Here is an 18,009-nt window from a genome sequence, read left to right as displayed (position 1 = left end):
TTCGACGATGAACGACGCCGCGACGACCGCCGGCTCCGCACCGGCCGCGTCCGATCGCATCCTCACCGTCCCGAATCTGCTCAGCTTCGTCCGACTCGTCGGCATCCCGCTGTTCCTCTGGCTGATGCTCGTCCCGCACGCCGACGGGTGGGCACTGGCCGTACTGGCCCTCAGCGGCGCCACCGACTGGGCAGACGGCAAACTCGCCCGGCTGCTCGACCAGACCTCGAGGCTCGGTGCCCTGCTCGACCCGCTCGTCGACCGCCTCTACATCGTCACCACACTCGTCGCCCTGGTCGCCCGGGACATCCTCCCGTGGTGGATCGCCGCGATCCTCATCGGGCGCGAACTGGTCCTCGCCCCGACCCTCGCGGTGTACCGCAGACGCGGTCTGCCCCCGCCCGACGTCCTCTACCTCGGCAAAGGCGCGACCTTCCTGCTGATGTGCGCTCTGCCGCTGCTGCTCCTGGCGCTCGCCGTCCCCGCGACCGCCGACATCGCCGAGCCGCTCGGCTGGGCCGCGCTGATCTGGGGAACGGTCCTGTACGTCTGGACCGGCGCCCTCTACCTGTACCGCGCCGTCGAAACCGCGCGCGTCACACCACCGATCGGCGGCCACCGGGAACCCCGATGAACCAGCACTGGGAACAGATCCGCCGCAACCCGACACCGTCGCTGCTCACCGCCCTGCTCGAGGACCACCTCGATCCCGGATACGCCGCGGCCGCCGAGGACCGCACCACGAAACACACCCGGCCCGCCCGCAAGGGCGTCCTCGCCTGGCTCACCGTCGGTGCCCTCCTCACCGGCCTCACCATCGGCATCGCCTACTCGAACACCACCGAACCCGGGCCCGGCTCCGACCGGACGCAGGCGGAGATCCTCGCCGGCGTCCGCGCAGCCTCCGAACGCGTCGACACCCTCACCGCAACCCGCGACGACCTCACCGCCGACATCGACCGGCGCCGCGAGGAACTGTTCACCGACAACGGCGCCGGAACCGACATCCTCGACGAACTCCGGCGCACCGAGGACGCCGCCGCAGCCACCGAGGTCCACGGTCCCGGCGTGACCGTCACGCTCAGCGACCCGGCGGCGAAACCGAACCTGTCGGACTCCGGGCAACGCGGCAACCCCCGCACCGCCGTCCTGCTCGACCGCGACCTGCAAGCGGTGATCAACGCCCTGTGGGCCGGCGGCGCCGAAGCCGTCGCGGTCGACGACGTGCGCATCGGTCCCGGAGTCACCGTCCGGCAGGCGGGCGGGGCCATGCTGGTCGACAACCGGCCGGTGTTCTCCCCGTACGTCGTGTCGGCCATCGGATCGCCGAGCCGCCTGCAGACCGCGTTCGTCGTCAGCGACGCCTACCTGCGGATGTCCGGCGTCCAGCAGTTGTACGGGGTAGGTTTCACCGTCGCCGAGGCCGACGACCTCACCATGCCGGCCGCGGCCGTGCGCGACATCGAATCTGCACTGGAGGGAGATCGTTGAAACAGAACGGGCTCAGGCACGGCCACGCGCTCTACGCGGTACTGGCCCTCGCGATCGGCATCGCCGCGGGGGTGATCTTCAGCCCACAGGTACCCGACGTCATCCAGCCGTACCTTCCGATCGCGGTCGTCGCCGCCCTGGACACCGTGTTCGGCGGCCTGCGCGCGTACCTCGACGACATCTTCGACGCCCAGACCTTCGTCGTGTCCTTCGTGTTCAACGTGCTCGTCGCGGCCCTGATCGTCTGGCTCGGCGACCAACTCGGCGTCGGCACCCAGCTGTCGACCGCCGTCATCGTCGTCCTCGGCATCCGCATCTTCGGCAACGCGTCCGCGTTGCGCCGCCGCCTGTTCGGAGCGTGATCCGTGGCCGAAGGACGACACGAACTGCACGACCCACCGGAATCGGCCCCGCGCCGCGGCCGCCTGCTCTTCCCGGCCCTGGCCGGGCTGCTGATCGTGCTGCTCGGCGTCGCGATCGCCACCCAGGTCCGCAACACCGAATCCGGTGATGCCCTCGACTCGGCCCGCCCGGCCGACCTGCTCGTGCTGCTCGACAACCTGAACCGCACCGAGGCCGAGCTGCGTCAGGAGATCACCGCGCTCGAATCGACGCTGACCAGCCTGGAGCAGAACGGATCGGAGGCCGCTCTCGACGAGGCCCGCGCGCGGCTCTCGGACCTGGCCATCCAGGTCGGCACGGTCCCGGCCACCGGCCCGGGTGTCGTACTGACCGTGACCGATCCGGTGCGCGGCATCGGCTCGGAGGTCGTCCTCGACATGATCCAGGAGTTGCGTGCGGCCGGAGCGGAAGCCATCCAGATCGCCGGGGCCGGCGGCCCGCCCGTCCGGATCGGCGTGGACTCGTGGGTGACCGGTCCCGGCGGTGCCGTGGTCGTCGACGACGTCCCGCTCGTCGCCCCGTACACGGTCACCGCGATCGGGGACGGACCGACCCTCGCGGCCGCGCTGAACATCCCCGGCGGAGTTGTGGACACTGTCGCGCGGACCGGAGGAACATTGGTGATCGAACAGTCTCCGCAGGTCGACGTGTCCGCCTTGCGGCAGGTCGAAGCCCGCCAATACTCTCAGCCCGGAAACTGAATCAGACGTTCGTGACGAATGTCGTCGCCGAAAGGACCCTGTCGTGAGTGAGTTCGAAACCCCCGCCGATCTGCGTTACACGGCGGAACACGAGTGGGTGCAGCGGACGAGCGCGACCACCGCGCGGATCGGTATCACCGCGTACGCGCAGTCGCAGCTCGGCGACGTCGTGTTCGTGCAGTTGCCGGAGACCGGGACCGAGGTGACCGCCGGTGAATCCTTCGGCGAGGTCGAATCGACGAAGAGCGTCTCGGACGTGTACGCGCCGATCAGCGCGAAAGTGGTTGCGGTCAACACGGATCTGGAGGCGAACCCCGAGCTGGTGAACTCGGCTCCCTACGGCGAAGGGTGGCTCGTCGACGTCGAGGTCGGTAGCGAGGGTGAGCTGGACGCGGCGCTCGGCGAGACGCTGGACGCCGACGCCTACCGCGCTCTCATCGAAAACTGACGGTTCCCGTGCGCGACAACCGCGTCCGCCTACGCCGAGGAGCCGGCTCAGGGTACGGTCGTGTCAGGCGTGTGCCGTTGTCGGGGGCGCGGGTCCGTAGTCGAAAGTGATCGTGGCTGAACGAAACAACGACCGGTCGGGGTGGTTTGCCCGATCGGTCGAACGGATAAGGAGTAACGGTGAGCGAGAACGGCAACGCGGGATACGAGGAAACCCCTGCGGAAACCACTTCGGTGTTTCGCGCCGACTTCCTGAGTGAACTGGAAACCGCCGGCTCGGGGGCGGCGACCTCGGAGGCTCCGGTCTCGGGTGTCGAGGGACTGCCCGCCGGGTCGGCACTGCTTGTCGTCAAGCGTGGACCCAACGCGGGATCGCGTTTCCTGCTGGACCAGCCGACGACGTCCGCGGGACGGCACCCGGACAGCGACATATTCCTCGACGACGTGACCGTCAGCCGTCGGCACGCCGAGTTCCGTCAGGACGAGGGTGAGTTCCAGGTCGTCGACGTGGGAAGCCTCAACGGCACCTACGTCAACCGCGAGCCGGTCGATTCGGCGGTGCTGGCGAACGGCGACGAGGTGCAGATCGGAAAGTTCCGGCTGGTGTTCCTCACCGGTCCGCGAGGAAACCAGGGCGCAGGTAGCTGATGACCGCTGCTGCCCGCCAAACGGCACCGGGCGGAATGTCGATCGGGTCGGTTCTCGATCGGCTCCGCCCGGAGTTTCCGGACGTGACGATCTCGAAGATCAGGTTTCTCGAGGCCGAGGGGCTCATCAGCCCGGAACGCACGCCCTCGGGATATCGACGTTTCTCGATCGAGGACTGCGAGCGACTGCGGTATGTGCTGACCGCGCAGCGGGATCAGTACCTGCCTCTGAAGGTGATCAAGGAACAGCTCGAGGCGATCGACCGAGGTGCCGCAACGGTGGGCGCAGTGGAGTCCCGCCCGAAGCGTCCACGGCCGTTGGCCGTGGCGCCGGGCGAGGTCTCGCCCGAGGTGCTGCGCACCGACCGTGAAGTCCGCATGAGCCGCGACGATCTGTGCGAGCGCGCCGGAATCGACGTGGGCTTCCTGACCGAGCTGGTTCGTGCCGGGCTGATCGTGCCGGGCGCGGCGGGATTCTTCGACGGGGACGCGGTGCTGCTCGCCCGAACCGCCAAGGCCATGTCGGAGTTCGGGCTCGAGGTGCGGCACCTGCGGGCGTTCAAGCTCGCGGCGGACCGGGAAGCGAGCCTGGTCGCGCAGATCGCGGGTCCGATCGCCAAGGGGCGCGACGCGGGAGCGCGGGCGCGAGCCGAGGAGATGGTCCGGGAGTTGGCGGCGCTGTCACTGACGCTGCACACGTGCCTGGTGAAGGCAGCGGTTCACGGCGCACTCGACCGCTGAACCGTTCGTGCACGCCGGCGGTGATCGCGGTGAGAACCCCGACGACCGCCGGCACCTGACGCGCCTGCCGGATCGCACTAGAATTCAGGCAGGATTGCCACGCGGGGTTCGTCCCCGGACGGCCAGCGGGATGGAGGCACCGGCATGAGCGAGATGCGGATAGTGGGCATTCGGGTCGAACAGCCGCAGAACCAGCCGGTCCTGCTGTTGCGAGAGGCCGACGGCGACAGGTATCTGCCGATCTGGATCGGTCAGATGGAGGCGACTGCGATCGCGCTCGAACAGCAGGGCGTCGAACCGGCGCGTCCGCTGACGCACGATCTGATCAAGAACCTTCTGGAAGCATTCGGGCATGTCCTACAGGAGATCCGGATCGTGGACCTGCAGGAGGGGACCTTCTACGCCGACATGATTTTCCAGGGTGGCATGCGCGTGTCGTGCCGCCCTTCGGACGCGGTCGCTGTAGCGTTGCGCGTCGGTGTACCGGTCTTCGTCGAGGAACCGGTGCTGGCGGAGGCCGGTCTCGTCATGCCCGACGAACGGGAGGACGAGGTCGAGAAGTTCAAGGAATTTCTCGAGTCCGTGTCGCCCGACGACTTCAAGGCGACGGACGGCTGAATCGGACGTCATCGGCTGTTCTACCGTGCCTCGATCCCTCCGGGTCGGGGCACGCGGTACGACTCGAAGGTTTTACGACCGGTCGGCGTGTTGCTGCCCTACGCTCGAGACAGAGCGTACGCTGAGTGAATCCGCAATTCGGATCTGCTCGACGGGCCTTGACTAGCACGCGACGATCGGATGGGTGGGGGGGAATCCGCCCGTCCGTTGTTACGGGGCGACGGGTGGGCACGTAAGAGGGAGTCAACACAGTGCGAGATCGGCCGCAGGGACAGGGGCACGGCGATATCGACGAAGGGAACCGCTCGACCTCGATGTCGTCGACGCAACAAACGGACGACATCCAGCCGGGTCTGTTCCCGGACGACTCGGTTCCCGACGAACTCGTCGGTTATCGCGTTCCCATCGCATGCCAGATCGCCGGAATAAGTTACCGCCAGCTCGACTACTGGGCTCGAACGAACCTCGTCGTGCCGTCGATCCGTGGCGCAGCCGGTTCCGGAAGCCAGCGACTGTACTCGTTCAAGGACATCCTGGTCCTCAAGATCGTCAAGCGGTTGCTGGACACGGGCATCTCGCTGCAGAACATCCGCGTCGCGGTCGATCACCTGCGTGAGCGCGGGGTGCGGGACCTGGCGAAGATCACGCTGTTCTCCGACGGCACCACCGTGTACGAATGCACGTCGCCTGAGGAAGTCGTCGATTTACTGCAGGGCGGACAGGGCGTGTTCGGTATCGCGGTCAGCGGTGCGATGCGCGAGCTGACCGGCAGCATCGCGGACTTCCCGGCCGAGCGCGCCGACGGAGGTGCCGCCGAGCAGCGACCCGAGGACGAGCTCGCGTCCCGTCGCCGCAACCGCATCAATCGCCGCATCGGCTAGAGCCGGGGATTTTAGACGTTCATCACACCGCGAAGGCGTCCGTGACCGCGATTGCGGCGATCGCCGTGGACTAGAATCGCCAATGCGTCGCCGCCGCACGGGAGAGTTCCGGATCCGATCCGGGCACCGAAGGAGCAGCACCTCCCCGTCAATCTCTCAGGTACCGAGGACCGTGCGGGCTCCGACGCCTCTGGAAAGCGGTGGGAGCACCCACCCGCCCACGGGGAAAGGGACCGGACGTCCGGTCACCGAATCTCTCAGGCGCTCGCCCGCCGAGCTCGCGACAGAGGGGGAGGGAAGCACGCCGTGCGACCGTGCGCGGACGTGGACCTCCGATCACCCGGGAATCGCACATGACAGATGCCGTCACCTCCACGTTCGCCGACCGTCACGTCGGCCCCGATCAGGCGGCACTGCGCCGCATCCTCGACGTCGTCGGCGTCGACGCACTCGCAGACCTCGCGGCGAAGGCACTGCCGGCCGCGATCCTGGACCCGGCCACCGGAGGGATCGCCGACGGGCTGGACGTGCTGGACGCGCCGCTGTCCGAGCACGAGGTGCTGGCCGCGCTGACCGAGCTCGCAGCGCAGAACACCGTGTCGACCTCGATGATCGGTCAGGGCTACTACGGCACCCTCACGCCGCCGGTGCTGCTGCGCAACATCATCGAGAACCCGGCGTGGTACACGGCGTACACCCCGTACCAGCCGGAGATCAGCCAGGGCCGGCTCGAAGCCCTGCTCAACTTCCAGACGATGGTCTCCGACCTCACCGGCATGGAGGTCGCGAACTCGTCGATGCTCGACGAAGGCACCGCCGCCGCTGAGGCGATGACCCTGCTCCGCCGCGCCAACCGCAAGTCGAAGAGCCCCCGCGTGCTCGTCGACTCCGATCTCTTCACCCAGACCGCGGCCGTCCTCGCCACCCGCGCCGAGCCGCTGGGCATCGAGATCGTCACCGCGAATCTCGTCGACGACGGACTGCCGGAGGGCGACTTCTTCGGGGTCATCCTCCAGATCCCCGGCGCATCCGGACGGGTGTTCGACGCCGCCCCGATCATCGCCGCCGCACACGACCGCGGTGCACTCGTGGCGGTGGGCGCCGACCTGCTGGCCCTGACGTTGATCACCCCGCCTGGCGAGCAGGGCGCGGACGCCTGCTTCGGCACCACCCAGCGCTTCGGTGTGCCCATGGGCTTCGGTGGCCCGCACGCCGGCTACCTCGCCGTGAACACGGCGCACACCCGCAACCTTCCGGGCCGCCTGGTCGGCCTGTCCGTCGATGCGGACGGAGATCCCGCCTACCGGCTGGCCCTGCAGACCCGTGAACAGCACATCCGCCGCGAGAAGGCGACGAGCAACATCTGCACCGCGCAGGTTCTGCTGGCGGTCCTGGCCGCGATGTACGCCTCGTACCACGGCGCAGACGGCCTGACCGCGATCGCCCGCCGGGTCGCGGCGCACGCCGAAACCCTCGCCGCCGCGCTGCGCGCCGCCGGCATCGAGATCGTGCACGCCGGGTTCTTCGACACCGTTCTGGCGCGGGTTCCCGGTCGCGCCGCACAGATCGTCACGAACGCTCGCGAGGCGGGCATCAACCTGCGTCTCGTCGACGACGACCACGTCGGCATCTCCTGCGACGAAGCGACCACCAGCGCGCACATCGGCACGGTGCTCGACGCCTTCGGCGCCCCGGACACCGCGCAGAGCGAGGGATCGGCGATCCCGGCCGCACTGGCCCGCACCAGCGCATTCCTGCAGCACGAGTCGTTCACGAAGTACCGCACCGAAACCGCGATGATGCGGTACCTGCGGCGACTGTCCGACAAGGACCTGGCGCTCGACCGGACGATGATCCCGCTCGGCTCGTGCACGATGAAGCTCAACGCCGCCGCCGAGATGGAAGCGATCACCTGGCCGGAGTTCGCCGACCTGCACCCGTTCGCACCCGCGGAGCAGACCGCCGGGATCCGCCGGCTGATCGCGGACCTCGAGGGCTGGCTCGCCGCGATCACCGGTTACGACCGCGTCAGCCTCCAGCCCAACGCCGGCAGCCAGGGCGAATACGCCGGTCTGCTCGCGATCCGGCACTACCACCTCGACCGGGGCGACGACCATCGCGACACGTGCCTCATCCCGTCGAGCGCCCACGGCACCAACGCGGCCTCCGCGGTGATGGCCGGGATGCGGGTCGAGGTCGTTGCGTGCCGTCCGAACGGCGACGTCGATCTCGACGATCTGCGCGCGAAGATCGCCGATCATGCCGAGCGCCTGGCCGCGATCATGATCACCTACCCGTCGACCCACGGTGTGTACGAGCACGAGATCGCCGAGATCTGCGGGGCCGTCCACGACGCGGGCGGTCAGGTGTACATCGACGGGGCGAACCTCAACGCGCTCGTCGGTCTTGCGCGGCCGGGCAAGTTCGGTGGCGACGTGAGCCATCTGAACCTGCACAAGACGTTCTGCATTCCGCACGGCGGCGGCGGGCCGGGCGTGGGACCGATCGGTGTCCGCGAGCACCTCGCGCCCTACCTGCCGGGTCATCCGGAGGCACCCGAGCTCGGGGGCGCCGGACCCGTGTCGGCCGCGCCCTACGGTTCGGCGTCGATCCTGCCGATCACGTGGGCGTACATCAAGCTGATGGGTGCGCAGGGCCTGCGCCGTGCGTCGCTGACAGCCATTGCGTCCGCCAACTACATCGCCCGCCGTCTCGACGAGTACTTCCCGGTGCTGTACACCGGAGAGAACGGCATGGTCGCACACGAGTGCATCCTCGATCTGCGCCAGATCACCAAGGACACCGGCGTCACCGTCGACGATGTCGCGAAGCGGTTGGCGGACTACGGGTTCCACGCGCCCACCATGAGTTTCCCGGTCGCGGGAACGTTGATGGTGGAGCCGACCGAGAGCGAGGATCTGGCCGAACTCGACGCCTTCGTCGACGCGATGATCTCCATCCGCAAGGAGATCGACCGCGTCGGGGCAGGGGAGTGGCCGGTCGACGACAACCCGCTGCGGGGTGCTCCGCACACGGCGGAATGCCTGGTCGGGGAGTGGAACCACCCGTACACGCGGGAGATCGCGGTGTTCCCGCTGGGGAAGTCGCGTGCGAAGGTGTGGCCGTCCGTCCGGCGCATCGACGGGGCACACGGGGACCGTAACCTCGTCTGTTCCTGCCCACCGCTCGAGGCGTACGCCGACTGATCGTCCGATTCGGGGTGCCGGTGAGACCGGCACCCCGAACTTCGATCGAACAATATTCTGCACAGGACGGAACAAATTAAAAAACCGAACACTACCTCACCCAGCACACCGCACGACACCTATTACCTCACGTCCCGCATCAATCACCCATCCACGACCGGACGTGCGAGCATGGGGGCGTGGCGACGCGAGCAGACTCCGAACGGTTGCGGGATCTGGCACGGCTGCGCCGGGTCCGGGACCGCATCGACCGCGAGTACGCCCGGCCGCTGGACGTGGAACAGCTCGCGCGGGACGTGCACATGTCGGCGGGCCATCTGAGCCGGCAGTTCCGTCTGGCCTACGGCGAACCGCCGTACACCTACCTGATGACGCGTCGGATCGAGCGGGCGATGGCGCTGTTGCGACGTGGCGATCTGAGCGTCACCGAGGTGTGTTTCGAGGTCGGGTGTTCGTCCCTCGGGACATTCAGCACGCGATTCACCGAGCTGGTGGGGGTGTCTCCGAGCGTGTACCGCGCGCAGGCGCGCTCGGACGCCGAGATGCCTTCGTGCGTCACGAAACAGGTGACGAGACCGATCAGGATTCGAGAAGCGTCGGCCGCGTCCCGAATCTAGCGTGGTTGCCATGAACCTCACCATCCACAACGCGTTTCTTCCGCACGACGACCGTGACGCCGCCCTCGCGTTCTATCGGGACCTGCTCGGTTTCGAGGTGCGCAAGGAGGTCGGCTACAACGACATGTACTGGATCACTCTCGGGCATCCCGCCCAGCCCGAGACGTCGCTCGTCCTGAATCCGCCCGCCGCGGATCCCGGAATCACCGACGAGGAGCGGCGCGTGATCAGCGAAATGATGGCCAAGGGCACGTTTGCGATGCTCACGCTGGCGACACCCGACCTGGACGCGACCTTCGCGGCGCTCGAAGCCGGTGGTGCGGAGATCGTCCAGGAGCCCATCGAGCAGCCCTACGGGATCCGGGACTGCGCGGTGCGCGACCCCGCGGGAAACATGATCCGCATCAACGAGGTGCGATGACGAGGCCCCGGACGGCAGAGCCGCCGGCGTGGGTGTGTTCTCTCGGGGGAAGCAGCAGCAGGGGAATGCGCGGATCGGGCGCCGGGACAGGTGAATCCGTCCGGGGTTGTCACACCGATCGGCGATACTGCTCCGGCGGGTAACCGGGGTGAGAGCGAACAGAACGGAACGGGGAGATGCGATGGGCACGAGGACCGAGACGGCGACGAGGACGGTGCCCACCGGGGGGCGACACCCGGCCGACAGTCACGACCTGATCCGGGTGCACGGTGCTCGCGAGAACAACCTCCAGAACGTCGATGTCGAGATTCCCAAGCGACGGCTGACGGTCTTCACCGGGGTGTCGGGATCCGGGAAGAGCTCGCTGGTGTTCGCGACGATCGCAGCCGAGTCACAGCGCATGATCAACGAAACGTACAGCGCGTTCGTGCAGGGATTCATGCCGACGCTCGCTCGTCCGGACGTGGATGTGCTCGAGGGCCTGACCACGGCGATCATCGTCGATCAGGAGCGGATGGGCGCGAATCCGCGGTCGACGGTCGGCACCGCAACCGACGCCAACACGCTGTTGCGCATCCTGTTCAGCCGGCTGGGCAAGCCGCACATCGGTTCGCCGCAGGCGTTCTCGTTCAACGTGGCGTCGCTCAGCGGCGCCGGGGCGGTGATGGTCGAGAAGGGCGGCCGGACCGTGAAGGAACGCCGCAGCTTCAGCATCACCGGCGGCATGTGCCCGCGCTGCGAGGGCATGGGCAAGGTCTCCGATTTCGATCTCACCGCGCTGTTCGACGACAGCAAGTCCCTCAACGAGGGTGCGCTGACGATCCCCGGGTACAGCATGGACGGCTGGTACGGCCGGATCTACCGCGGATGCGGATTCTTCGACCCCGACAAGCCGATCTCGAAGTTCACGAAGAAGCAGCTGAACGATCTGCTGTACAAGGAGCCGACGAAGGTCAAGGTCGACGGCATCAACATCACGTTCGAGGGCCTGATCCCGAAGATCCAGAAGTCGTTTCTGTCCAAGGACCGGGAGGCGATGCAGCCGCACATCCGGGCATTCGTGGACCGGGCCGTCACCTTCCAGACGTGTCCCGACTGTGAGGGCACCCGTCTCTCGGCGGAGGCCCGGTCGTCGAAGATCGGCGGCATCAGCATCGCCGACGCCTGCGCGATGCAGATCAGCGACCTCGCCGAATGGGTGCGGGGGCTGGACGAGCCGTCGGTCGCCCCGCTGCTGAAATCGCTGAGCCGGACCCTCGATTCGTTCGTCGACATCGGACTCGGCTATCTGAGCCTCGACCGGCCTGCCGGCACCCTGTCCGGTGGCGAGGCACAGCGCACCAAGCTGATCCGGCATCTCGGGTCGTCGCTCACCGACGTGACCTATGTATTCGACGAGCCGACGATCGGCCTGCACCCGCACGACATCGCGCGGATGAACGAACTGCTGTTGCAGTTGCGCGACAAGGGAAACACGGTGCTCGTCGTCGAGCACAAGCCCGAGGCGATCGCCATCGCCGATCATGTGGTCGACCTCGGCCCGCGCGCCGGGGCCGACGGTGGCGAGATCGTGTTCGAGGGCACGGTCGAGGGGCTGCGGTCGAGCGGGACGCTGACCGGTAAGCATCTGGACGACCGTGCGGCACTGAAGACTTCGGTGCGGACGCCGTCGGGGGCACTCGAGATCCGTGGGGCGGACACCCACAATCTGCAGGACGTCGACGTCGACATTCCGCTCGGGGTGCTCGTCGTCGTGACGGGTGTGGCGGGGTCGGGGAAGAGTTCGCTGATCCACGGGTCGGTCGCGGGCAGGGACGGTGTCGTCGCGATCGATCAGGGGGCGATCAAGGGCTCACGGCGCAGCAATCCGGCGACGTACACGGGTCTGCTGGAACCGATCCGCAAGGCGTTCGCGAAGGCGAACGGGGTCAAACCCGCTCTGTTCAGCGCGAATTCGGAGGGTGCGTGCCCGAACTGCAACGGTGCGGGCGTCGTGTACTCGGACCTGGCGATGATGGCCGGGGTGGCGACGCCGTGCGAGGTGTGCGAGGGCAAGCGATTCCAGGCCGAGGTGCTCGAATACCGGTTCGGCGGTAGGGACATCGACGAGGTCCTCAACATGTCGGTGGCCGAGGCCGAGGAGTTCTTCGGGTCGGGCGAGGCGAAGATCCCGGCGGCGCACCGGATCCTCGCGCGCCTCGCCGACGTGGGGCTCGGCTACATCAAGATCGGGCAGCCGCTCACGACGCTGTCCGGCGGCGAGCGGCAACGTCTCAAGCTGGCCGTCCAGATGGGCGAGAGCGGCGACGTGTACATCCTCGACGAACCGACGACGGGCCTGCATCTCGCCGACGTCGAGAACCTGCTGGCGCTGCTGGACCGGCTCGTGGATGCGGGGAAGTCGGTGATCGTCATCGAGCACCATCAGGCCGTGATGGCGCACGCCGACTGGATCATCGATCTCGGACCCGGTGCCGGCCACGACGGTGGCCGGGTCGTCTACGAGGGCACCCCGGCGGATCTGGTCGCCGCGCGCTCGACGCTGACGGGGGAGCACCTCGCGCAGTACGTCGGGGCCTGACCGCAGGGTCCGGGCACGCAGGGGTCCGGATTCGATCAGGGTTCGGTGACGAGTTCGAGGATCGTGATCTCGGGGGGTGCGGCGACGCGGACGGGTGGCCCCCACGCGCCGGCGCCGCGCGAGGTGTAGAGGGTGGTGTCGTCGAACCGGTCGAGTCCGGTGACGCTCGGGTTGGCCAGGGGCACGAACAGGCCGAGCGGCCACATCTGGCCGCCGTGGGTGTGGCCGGACAGTTGCAGGTCGACGCCGAGTTCGGCGGCGTCGAGTACCTGGCGGGGCTGGTGCGCGGCGAGCAGCACGAACCGGTTCGGGTCGCGGCCGTCGAGGGCCGCCGCGAGGTCGGCTTCGTGCGGGGCAGGGGCCGTCCAGTCGTACACCCCGGCGATGTCGATGCTGTCGGCGCCGCGGGTGAGGGTGACGTGTTCGTTGCGCAGTGTCTGCACGCCCAGGGTTTCCCAGTGGTCGAGCCAGGCCAGGGCGTCGTCGGAGTAGTACTCGTGGTTGCCGCTGACCCCGAACACCCCGAGTGGTGCGTCCAGGTCCCGGAGGGGTTCGAGGTCGGCGGCGACGCGCGCGATGGTGCCGTCGCTGAGGTCGCCGCCGAGCACGATCAGGTCGGGGTTCTCGCCGGCGACGAGGTCGACGACCTTGCGGGTGAAGTCCGCGCCGCGCGCCGGGCCGACGTGCAGGTCGGTGACGAGGGCGACGCGCAGCCCGTCGAATTCGGCGGGCAGGCGCTGGAGCGGTACCCGCACGTGCGCGATGCGGGGGTGGGAGGCTTCGACGGTTCCGTATGCGACGGCGGTGACCGAGGTGAGGGCGGCGACGGCGGTGGCGATGCGCAGGGTGCGGCGTCGGGAGGGGGCGGTGGGTCGTTCGGTGCGTCGCAGGGACCAGGACAGCCGGTTCGCGAGGCGGGTCAGGCCGATCACGACGGCCCAGAGCGTCAGGTACAGCAGGACGGCGAGCCAGGTCCAGCCGAGGTAGCCGAGGGGGCGTGCCCAGGCGGGGTCGAGGGTGGTGCCGACGAGGGAGGCGGTGAGGGTGAGGGCGGCTCCGGCGACGAGGACGGTGGTGGCGGCGATGGCGGCCGGCCCGCGCAGTTCGGGGGCGCGGACGTAGCGGCGGTGCAGCCAGAAGGTGAGGAGGGCGAGGAAGGTTCCTACGACGAGTAGCCGGATCACGGTGTCAGGACATCAGCTTTCGGAGGGTGTCGGACAGGGTGGTGCCGTTGTCCGGGTCGACGGTGACGAAGGTGCCGCCGGTGTCGTCGGCGAGGGTTTCGAGGTCGGTGCCGGTGGTGGCGGTGCTCGCGGTCGTGGTGGTGTCGGTCGTGGTGGTATCGAGGAGGACGATGTCGATGCGGATGTCCCGGTCGCGGGCCTGGGTTTCGGCGACGAGGTCGAGGAGTTCTTCGCGGGCGGTGTCGTCGGTTGCCGTGTCGTCGATTCCGGTGGTGACGATGAGCAGCGAGTTGGGGCGGCCGGGGCGGTACCCGTTGGCGGCGTCGCGGTAGGCCTCGGTGATCGCGTCGTAGGTGAGCGGCGATCCGGTGTCGGGATCGGACAGCGCGGCGGTGAGCGCCGCGCGCCGGTCGGCGATGAGGGCACCGAGGTCGACGGCGGCCGGATCGGTGGTGTCGTCGCTGTTCGGGGAGAACCGCAGTCCGATCTCGGAGTTGTCGGGTGAGCGGTCCAGGACGGCGGCGAGGGTGGTGGTGACGGTGCCGAGCGGGTCGGATGCGCCGGTGTCGATCAGGAGGACGGTCGTGCGGGTGGGGACCGGGTTGAGCCGGGTGCGCAGGAGGGCGTCGACGGTGGCGGCGTCGGGGGTGGCGAGTGCGGGGCCGAGCGGTTCGAACGGCAGCGGGGCGCCGGTGGGGGTGGGTTGTCCGTCGACGCGGAATCCGGCGTCGGCGAGGACGCGGGCCTGCTCGGGTTGCCGGACGTAGTCGACGAATTCGGCGGCGGCGCGGGAGAGGGTTTCGTCGACCCAGGGGGCGTCGACGATGGCGGCGGGGTAGTCGGCGGTCGGGGCGGGGCCGGCGGGCCGGTAGGTGGTGATGCCGGCGAGGGTGTGGTTCTTCAGCGCCGTGTACAGGTGTTGTTCGACGACGGGGACGGCGTGCACGGCGCCGGTGGCGGTGGGTGCGGTGGCGACGGCGGTGAGCGCGTCGGCGGTGGTGGGGCCGGCGGCGGCGCCGAGCGGGTTGGCGCCGAGCGCGAGTGCGGTGACGGCGGCGACGGCGGGCCGGGACTCGGCCCGGTCGAGGGTGAGGGCACCGGTGCCGGTGCCGGTCACGGCGGCGGCGACGGCCTCGAGGGCGGCGGTGGTCGCGTCGGTGTCGGCGCCGGTGGGGAGGGCGAGGCGCAGGGCACCCCACCTGGGCAGTCCAAGGGTGTCGAGTGCGTCGGGCCGGGCCTGCAGGTCGGGCAGTCGATCCCAGTCGATCCCGGCGGTGGTGAGGGCTTGCGCGAGTTCCGGGGGGACGGCGAGGACGAGGGGGGAGGCGGCGAGGGATTTGGGTTGTCCGGCGACGGCGTCCGCGGCGCGGGTGGTGGCGCGGGTGTCGGCGGGGACCCACAGGGCGGGTTCGGGTCCGAGGGCGGGGTCCCAGCCGCCGGTGGCGAGGGCCGCGGCGGCGGGGGTGCCGGGGGTGGCGGTGACCCGGGCGGTGATGCAGTGGTCGCGGATGACGCGGCGGGTGTCGGCGGTCCACTGTTCGGCCAGGGTGGTGAGGGCGGGGGTGATCGCGGGGTCGGCGCTGACCTGGAGGACGGCGTCGCCTTCGACGCAGGTCTGGGCGGCCTGGATGCCCTGGTCGTCGATGTGGTCGCGGAGCCGGAACCAGCCGATGGTGGCGAGGACGAGCAGCACGATGGTGACGACGGCGATGATCGGGCCTTTGCTGATGCCTCGGACGCCGCCGGAACTGCGATGTCGACTCACGTGTTCGTCCGCCTCGTTTCTTCTCTTTCCGGGCTCCCGCAGTGTACGGAAAACGGGGCGGGGCCCCGGTCCGGGTCGGACGGGGCCCCGCGTCGTGTGCTGCGGATCAGGCGTACTTGGCCTTGTACTCGCGGCGGCGGCGGTGCAGGATCGGCTCGGTGTAGCCGCTGGGCTGCTTGGTGCCTTCGAGGATCAGTTCCTTGGCGGCCTGGAAGGCGATGCTGTCGTCGAAGTTCGGGGCCATCGGGCGGTAGGCGGCGTCGCCGGCGTTCTGCCGGTCGACGACGGGAGCCATCCGCTCGAGGGCGGCGACGACGTCCTCGGCGCTGACGACGTCGTGGCGGATCCAGTTGGCGAGCAGCTGGCTGGAGATGCGCAGGGTGGCGCGGTCCTCCATGAGCGCGACGTCGTGGATATCGGGGACCTTGGAGCAGCCGACGCCCTGGTCGATCCAGCGCACCACGTAGCCGAGGATGGACTGGCAGTTGTTGTCGAGTTCCTCGCGCTTCTCGGCGTCGGACCAGTCGGTGTTCTCGGCGAGCGGGATGGTGAGGATGTCGTCGACGGTGGCGCGGGTCTTGCCCGCGAGCTCGTCCTGGACGGCGAAGACGTCGACCTCGTGGTAGTGGGTGGCGTGCAGGGTGGCGCCGGTGGGCGAGGGCACCCAGGCGGTGTTGGCGCCGGCCTTGGGCTGGCCGATCTTCTGCACGAGCATGTCGTGCATGAGGTCGGTCATGGCCCACATGCCCTTGCCGATCTGCGCCTTGCCCTGCAGTCCGCAGGCGAGGCCGGTGTCGACGTTCCAGTCCTCGTAGGCGAGGATCCACTTCTGCTGCTTCATGGCGGCCTTGCGGACCACGGCGCCGGCTTCCATGGAGGTGTGGATCTCGTCGCCGGTGCGGTCGAGGAAGCCGGTGTTGATGAACGCGACGCGCTCGGAGGCGGCCTCGATGCAGGCGGCGAGGTTGACGGTGGTGCGTCGTTCCTCGTCCATGATGCCGACCTTGAGGGTGTTGCGGGGCAGGCCGAGGACGTCCTCGACGCGGCCGAACAGCTCGGTGGTGAAGGCGGATTCGTCGGGGCCGTGCTGCTTGGGCTTGACGATGTAGATCGAGCCGGTGCGGCTGTTGCCGAGCGGGCCGTGGGCCTCGTCGGTGTGCAGGCCGTGGATGGCGCACAGGGTGGTGATCAGGGCGTCGAGGATGCCTTCGGGGACCTCGTTGCCCTCGCTGTCGAGGACGGCGGGGTTGGTCATGAGGTGACCGACGTTGCGGACGAACAGCAGGGAGCGGCCGTGCAGTTCGAGGTCGCTGCCGTCGAGTGCGGTGTAGACACGGTTGGCGTTGAGGGTGCGGGTGAGGGTCTTGTCGCCCTTGGTGAACGATTCGGACAGGTCGCCGCGGTTGAGGCCGAGCCAGTTGCGGTAGCCGACGACCTTGTCGTCGGCGTCGACGGCGGCGACGGAGTCCTCGAAGTCCATGATGGTGGTGACGGCCGATTCGAGGACGAGATCCTTGATGCCGGCGGTGTCGGTGCTGCCGATCGGGGAGGCCGGGTCGATCTGGATGTCGATGTGCAGGCCGTTGTTGCGCAGCAGGACCGAGGTGGGGGCGGCGGGGTCGCCGAGGTAGCCGACGAGCTTCTCGGGCTGGGCGAGGGTGGTGACGGTGCCGTCGGCGAGGGTGACCTTCAGCGCGCCGTCCTCGATGCGGTAGGCGGTGGTGCCGGTGTGGGAGCCGGTCGCCAGGGGTGCGGCCTTGTCGAGGAAGTCGCGGGCCCAGGCGATGACCTTGTCGCCGCGGACCTTGTTGTAGCCGGTGCCCTTTTCGGCGCCGCCTTCCTCGGAGATGGCGTCGGTGCCGTACAGCGCGTCGTACAGCGAGCCCCAGCGGGCGTTGGCGGCGTTGAGCGCGAAGCGGGCGTTGAGGACCGGCACGACCAGCTGCGGGCCGGCGGTGGTGGCGATCTCGGAGTCGATGTTGGCGGTGGTCACCTCGAACGGGGCGGGCACCGGCACGAGGTAGCCGATCTCCTGCAGGAACGCCTTGTAGGCGGCCGGGTCGTGGGGCTGTCCGGCGCGGTCGCGGTGCCAGGTGTCGATCTTGCCCTGGAGGTCGTCGCGGATGGCGAGCAGTTCCCGGTTGCGGGGCGCGAGGTCGTGGATGACCTTGTCGGCGCCGGCCCAGAACGCGTCCGCGTCGACACCGGACCCGGGGATGGCCTCGTTGTTGACGAAGTCGTAGAGCACCTTGGCGACCTGGAGTCCGCCGACCTGAACGCGTTCTGTCATTGCCTCACTCTTTCCGG

At 68.9% G+C, this 18,009-nt stretch carries 16 protein-coding genes and 1 riboswitch; of the genes, 13 read left to right on the top strand and 3 right to left on the bottom strand.

Annotated elements, in window-relative coordinates:
* Nucleotides 1-7: 7 nt before the first annotated feature.
* The 13 genes from ACWDUD_RS22840 to ACWDUD_RS22780 all read left to right on the top strand — a co-directional run bounded on the left by ACWDUD_RS22840 (nt 8) and on the right by ACWDUD_RS22780 (nt 12,753).
* Complete coding sequence (locus tag ACWDUD_RS22840; protein WP_450110767.1) at nt 8-634, top strand: CDP-alcohol phosphatidyltransferase family protein; 627 nt, start codon at nt 8-10, stop codon at nt 632-634.
* Nucleotides 631-1,491, top strand: a complete 861-nt coding sequence (locus ACWDUD_RS22835) for a DUF881 domain-containing protein (protein WP_450110766.1) — start codon at nt 631-633, stop codon at nt 1,489-1,491. Before ACWDUD_RS22840 ends, ACWDUD_RS22835 begins: the two co-directional genes overlap by 4 nt.
* On the top strand, nt 1,488-1,853 hold the full coding sequence (locus ACWDUD_RS22830) for a small basic family protein (protein ID WP_197250429.1): 366 nt from the start codon (nt 1,488-1,490) through the stop codon (nt 1,851-1,853). The genes ACWDUD_RS22835 and ACWDUD_RS22830 overlap by 4 nt, the downstream gene beginning before the upstream one ends.
* A gap of 3 nt (nt 1,854-1,856) precedes the next feature.
* A complete protein-coding gene (locus ACWDUD_RS22825; RefSeq protein ID WP_450110765.1) occupies nt 1,857-2,594 on the top strand; it encodes a DUF881 domain-containing protein in 738 nt (245 codons plus the stop codon).
* A gap of 43 nt (nt 2,595-2,637) precedes the next feature.
* Nucleotides 2,638-3,042 carry a glycine cleavage system protein GcvH gene (gene gcvH, locus ACWDUD_RS22820; protein WP_450110764.1) on the top strand — a complete coding sequence of 135 codons (405 nt, stop codon included), beginning with the start codon at nt 2,638-2,640 and terminating at the stop codon, nt 3,040-3,042.
* A 179-nt stretch (nt 3,043-3,221) separates the two neighbouring features.
* The gene (garA, locus tag ACWDUD_RS22815; RefSeq protein WP_197250432.1) at nt 3,222-3,689 is read left to right on the top strand and encodes a glycogen accumulation regulator GarA; all 468 of its coding nucleotides are present in this window, start codon (nt 3,222-3,224) and stop codon (nt 3,687-3,689) included.
* Complete coding sequence (ftsR, locus tag ACWDUD_RS22810; protein WP_197250433.1) at nt 3,689-4,429, top strand: transcriptional regulator FtsR; 741 nt, start codon at nt 3,689-3,691, stop codon at nt 4,427-4,429. Before garA ends, ftsR begins: the two co-directional genes overlap by 1 nt.
* A 144-nt stretch (nt 4,430-4,573) precedes the next feature.
* On the top strand, nt 4,574-5,047 hold the full coding sequence (locus tag ACWDUD_RS22805; protein ID WP_197250434.1) for a bifunctional nuclease family protein: 474 nt from the start codon (nt 4,574-4,576) through the stop codon (nt 5,045-5,047).
* A gap of 314 nt (nt 5,048-5,361) precedes the next feature.
* On the top strand, nt 5,362-5,928 hold the full coding sequence (locus ACWDUD_RS22800; RefSeq protein ID WP_231609861.1) for a MerR family transcriptional regulator: 567 nt from the start codon (nt 5,362-5,364) through the stop codon (nt 5,926-5,928).
* Nucleotides 5,929-6,016: 88 nt separating this feature from the next.
* Nucleotides 6,017-6,111, top strand: a riboswitch (glycine riboswitch).
* Nucleotides 6,112-6,281: 170 nt separating this feature from the next.
* Nucleotides 6,282-9,134, top strand: a complete 2,853-nt coding sequence (gene gcvP, locus ACWDUD_RS22795) for an aminomethyl-transferring glycine dehydrogenase (RefSeq protein WP_450110763.1) — start codon at nt 6,282-6,284, stop codon at nt 9,132-9,134.
* 179 nt (nt 9,135-9,313) lie between these two features.
* Complete coding sequence (locus tag ACWDUD_RS22790; RefSeq protein ID WP_197250437.1) at nt 9,314-9,751, top strand: helix-turn-helix transcriptional regulator; 438 nt, start codon at nt 9,314-9,316, stop codon at nt 9,749-9,751.
* Between the two features lie 10 nt (nt 9,752-9,761).
* Entirely contained in the window at nt 9,762-10,172 is a 411-nt protein-coding gene (locus ACWDUD_RS22785; protein WP_197250438.1) for a VOC family protein, read from the top strand.
* A 181-nt stretch (nt 10,173-10,353) separates the two neighbouring features.
* Nucleotides 10,354-12,753, top strand: coding sequence for an ATP-binding cassette domain-containing protein (locus ACWDUD_RS22780; RefSeq protein ID WP_450110762.1), 2,400 nt, complete (start codon nt 10,354-10,356; stop codon nt 12,751-12,753).
* Between the two features lie 35 nt (nt 12,754-12,788).
* Here ACWDUD_RS22780 and ACWDUD_RS22775 read toward each other — a convergent pair whose 3' ends face one another.
* From ACWDUD_RS22775 to ACWDUD_RS22765, 3 genes are all read right to left on the bottom strand, one after another.
* Nucleotides 12,789-13,937, bottom strand: coding sequence for a metallophosphoesterase (locus ACWDUD_RS22775; protein ID WP_450110761.1), 1,149 nt, complete (start codon nt 13,935-13,937; stop codon nt 12,789-12,791).
* A 4-nt stretch (nt 13,938-13,941) separates the two neighbouring features.
* Nucleotides 13,942-15,702: a substrate-binding domain-containing protein gene (locus ACWDUD_RS22770; RefSeq protein WP_450110760.1), complete on the bottom strand. Its 1,761-nt coding sequence runs from the start codon at nt 15,700-15,702 to the stop codon at nt 13,942-13,944.
* A gap of 106 nt (nt 15,703-15,808) precedes the next feature.
* A complete protein-coding gene (locus tag ACWDUD_RS22765; RefSeq protein WP_450110759.1) occupies nt 15,809-17,992 on the bottom strand; it encodes a malate synthase G in 2,184 nt (727 codons plus the stop codon).
* Between the last annotated feature and the right edge of the window lie 17 nt (nt 17,993-18,009).

The organism is Rhodococcus sp. NPDC003382 (assembly GCF_053589135.1).
The sequence above is the reverse complement of the archived record's forward strand: the minus strand, read 5'-3'. Positions and strand labels throughout refer to the sequence as shown.

What these genes read in the sequence shown, in the direction of transcription:
- ACWDUD_RS22840 (WP_450110767.1), top strand. Translation starts at nt 8, where the DNA reads ATGAACGACGCCGCGACGACCGCCGGCTCCGCACCGGCCGCGTCCGAT.
- ACWDUD_RS22835 (WP_450110766.1), top strand. Translation starts at nt 631, where the DNA reads ATGAACCAGCACTGGGAACAGATCCGCCGCAACCCGACACCGTCGCTG.
- ftsR (WP_197250433.1), top strand. Translation starts at nt 3,689, where the DNA reads ATGACCGCTGCTGCCCGCCAAACGGCACCGGGCGGAATGTCGATCGGG.
- ACWDUD_RS22805 (WP_197250434.1), top strand. Translation starts at nt 4,574, where the DNA reads ATGAGCGAGATGCGGATAGTGGGCATTCGGGTCGAACAGCCGCAGAAC.
- ACWDUD_RS22800 (WP_231609861.1), top strand. Translation starts at nt 5,362, where the DNA reads ATGTCGTCGACGCAACAAACGGACGACATCCAGCCGGGTCTGTTCCCG.
- gcvP (WP_450110763.1), top strand. Translation starts at nt 6,282, where the DNA reads ATGACAGATGCCGTCACCTCCACGTTCGCCGACCGTCACGTCGGCCCC.
- ACWDUD_RS22785 (WP_197250438.1), top strand. Translation starts at nt 9,762, where the DNA reads ATGAACCTCACCATCCACAACGCGTTTCTTCCGCACGACGACCGTGAC.
- ACWDUD_RS22780 (WP_450110762.1), top strand. Translation starts at nt 10,354, where the DNA reads ATGGGCACGAGGACCGAGACGGCGACGAGGACGGTGCCCACCGGGGGG.
- ACWDUD_RS22765 (WP_450110759.1), bottom strand. Translation starts at nt 17,992, where the DNA reads ATGACAGAACGCGTTCAGGTCGGCGGACTCCAGGTCGCCAAGGTGCTC.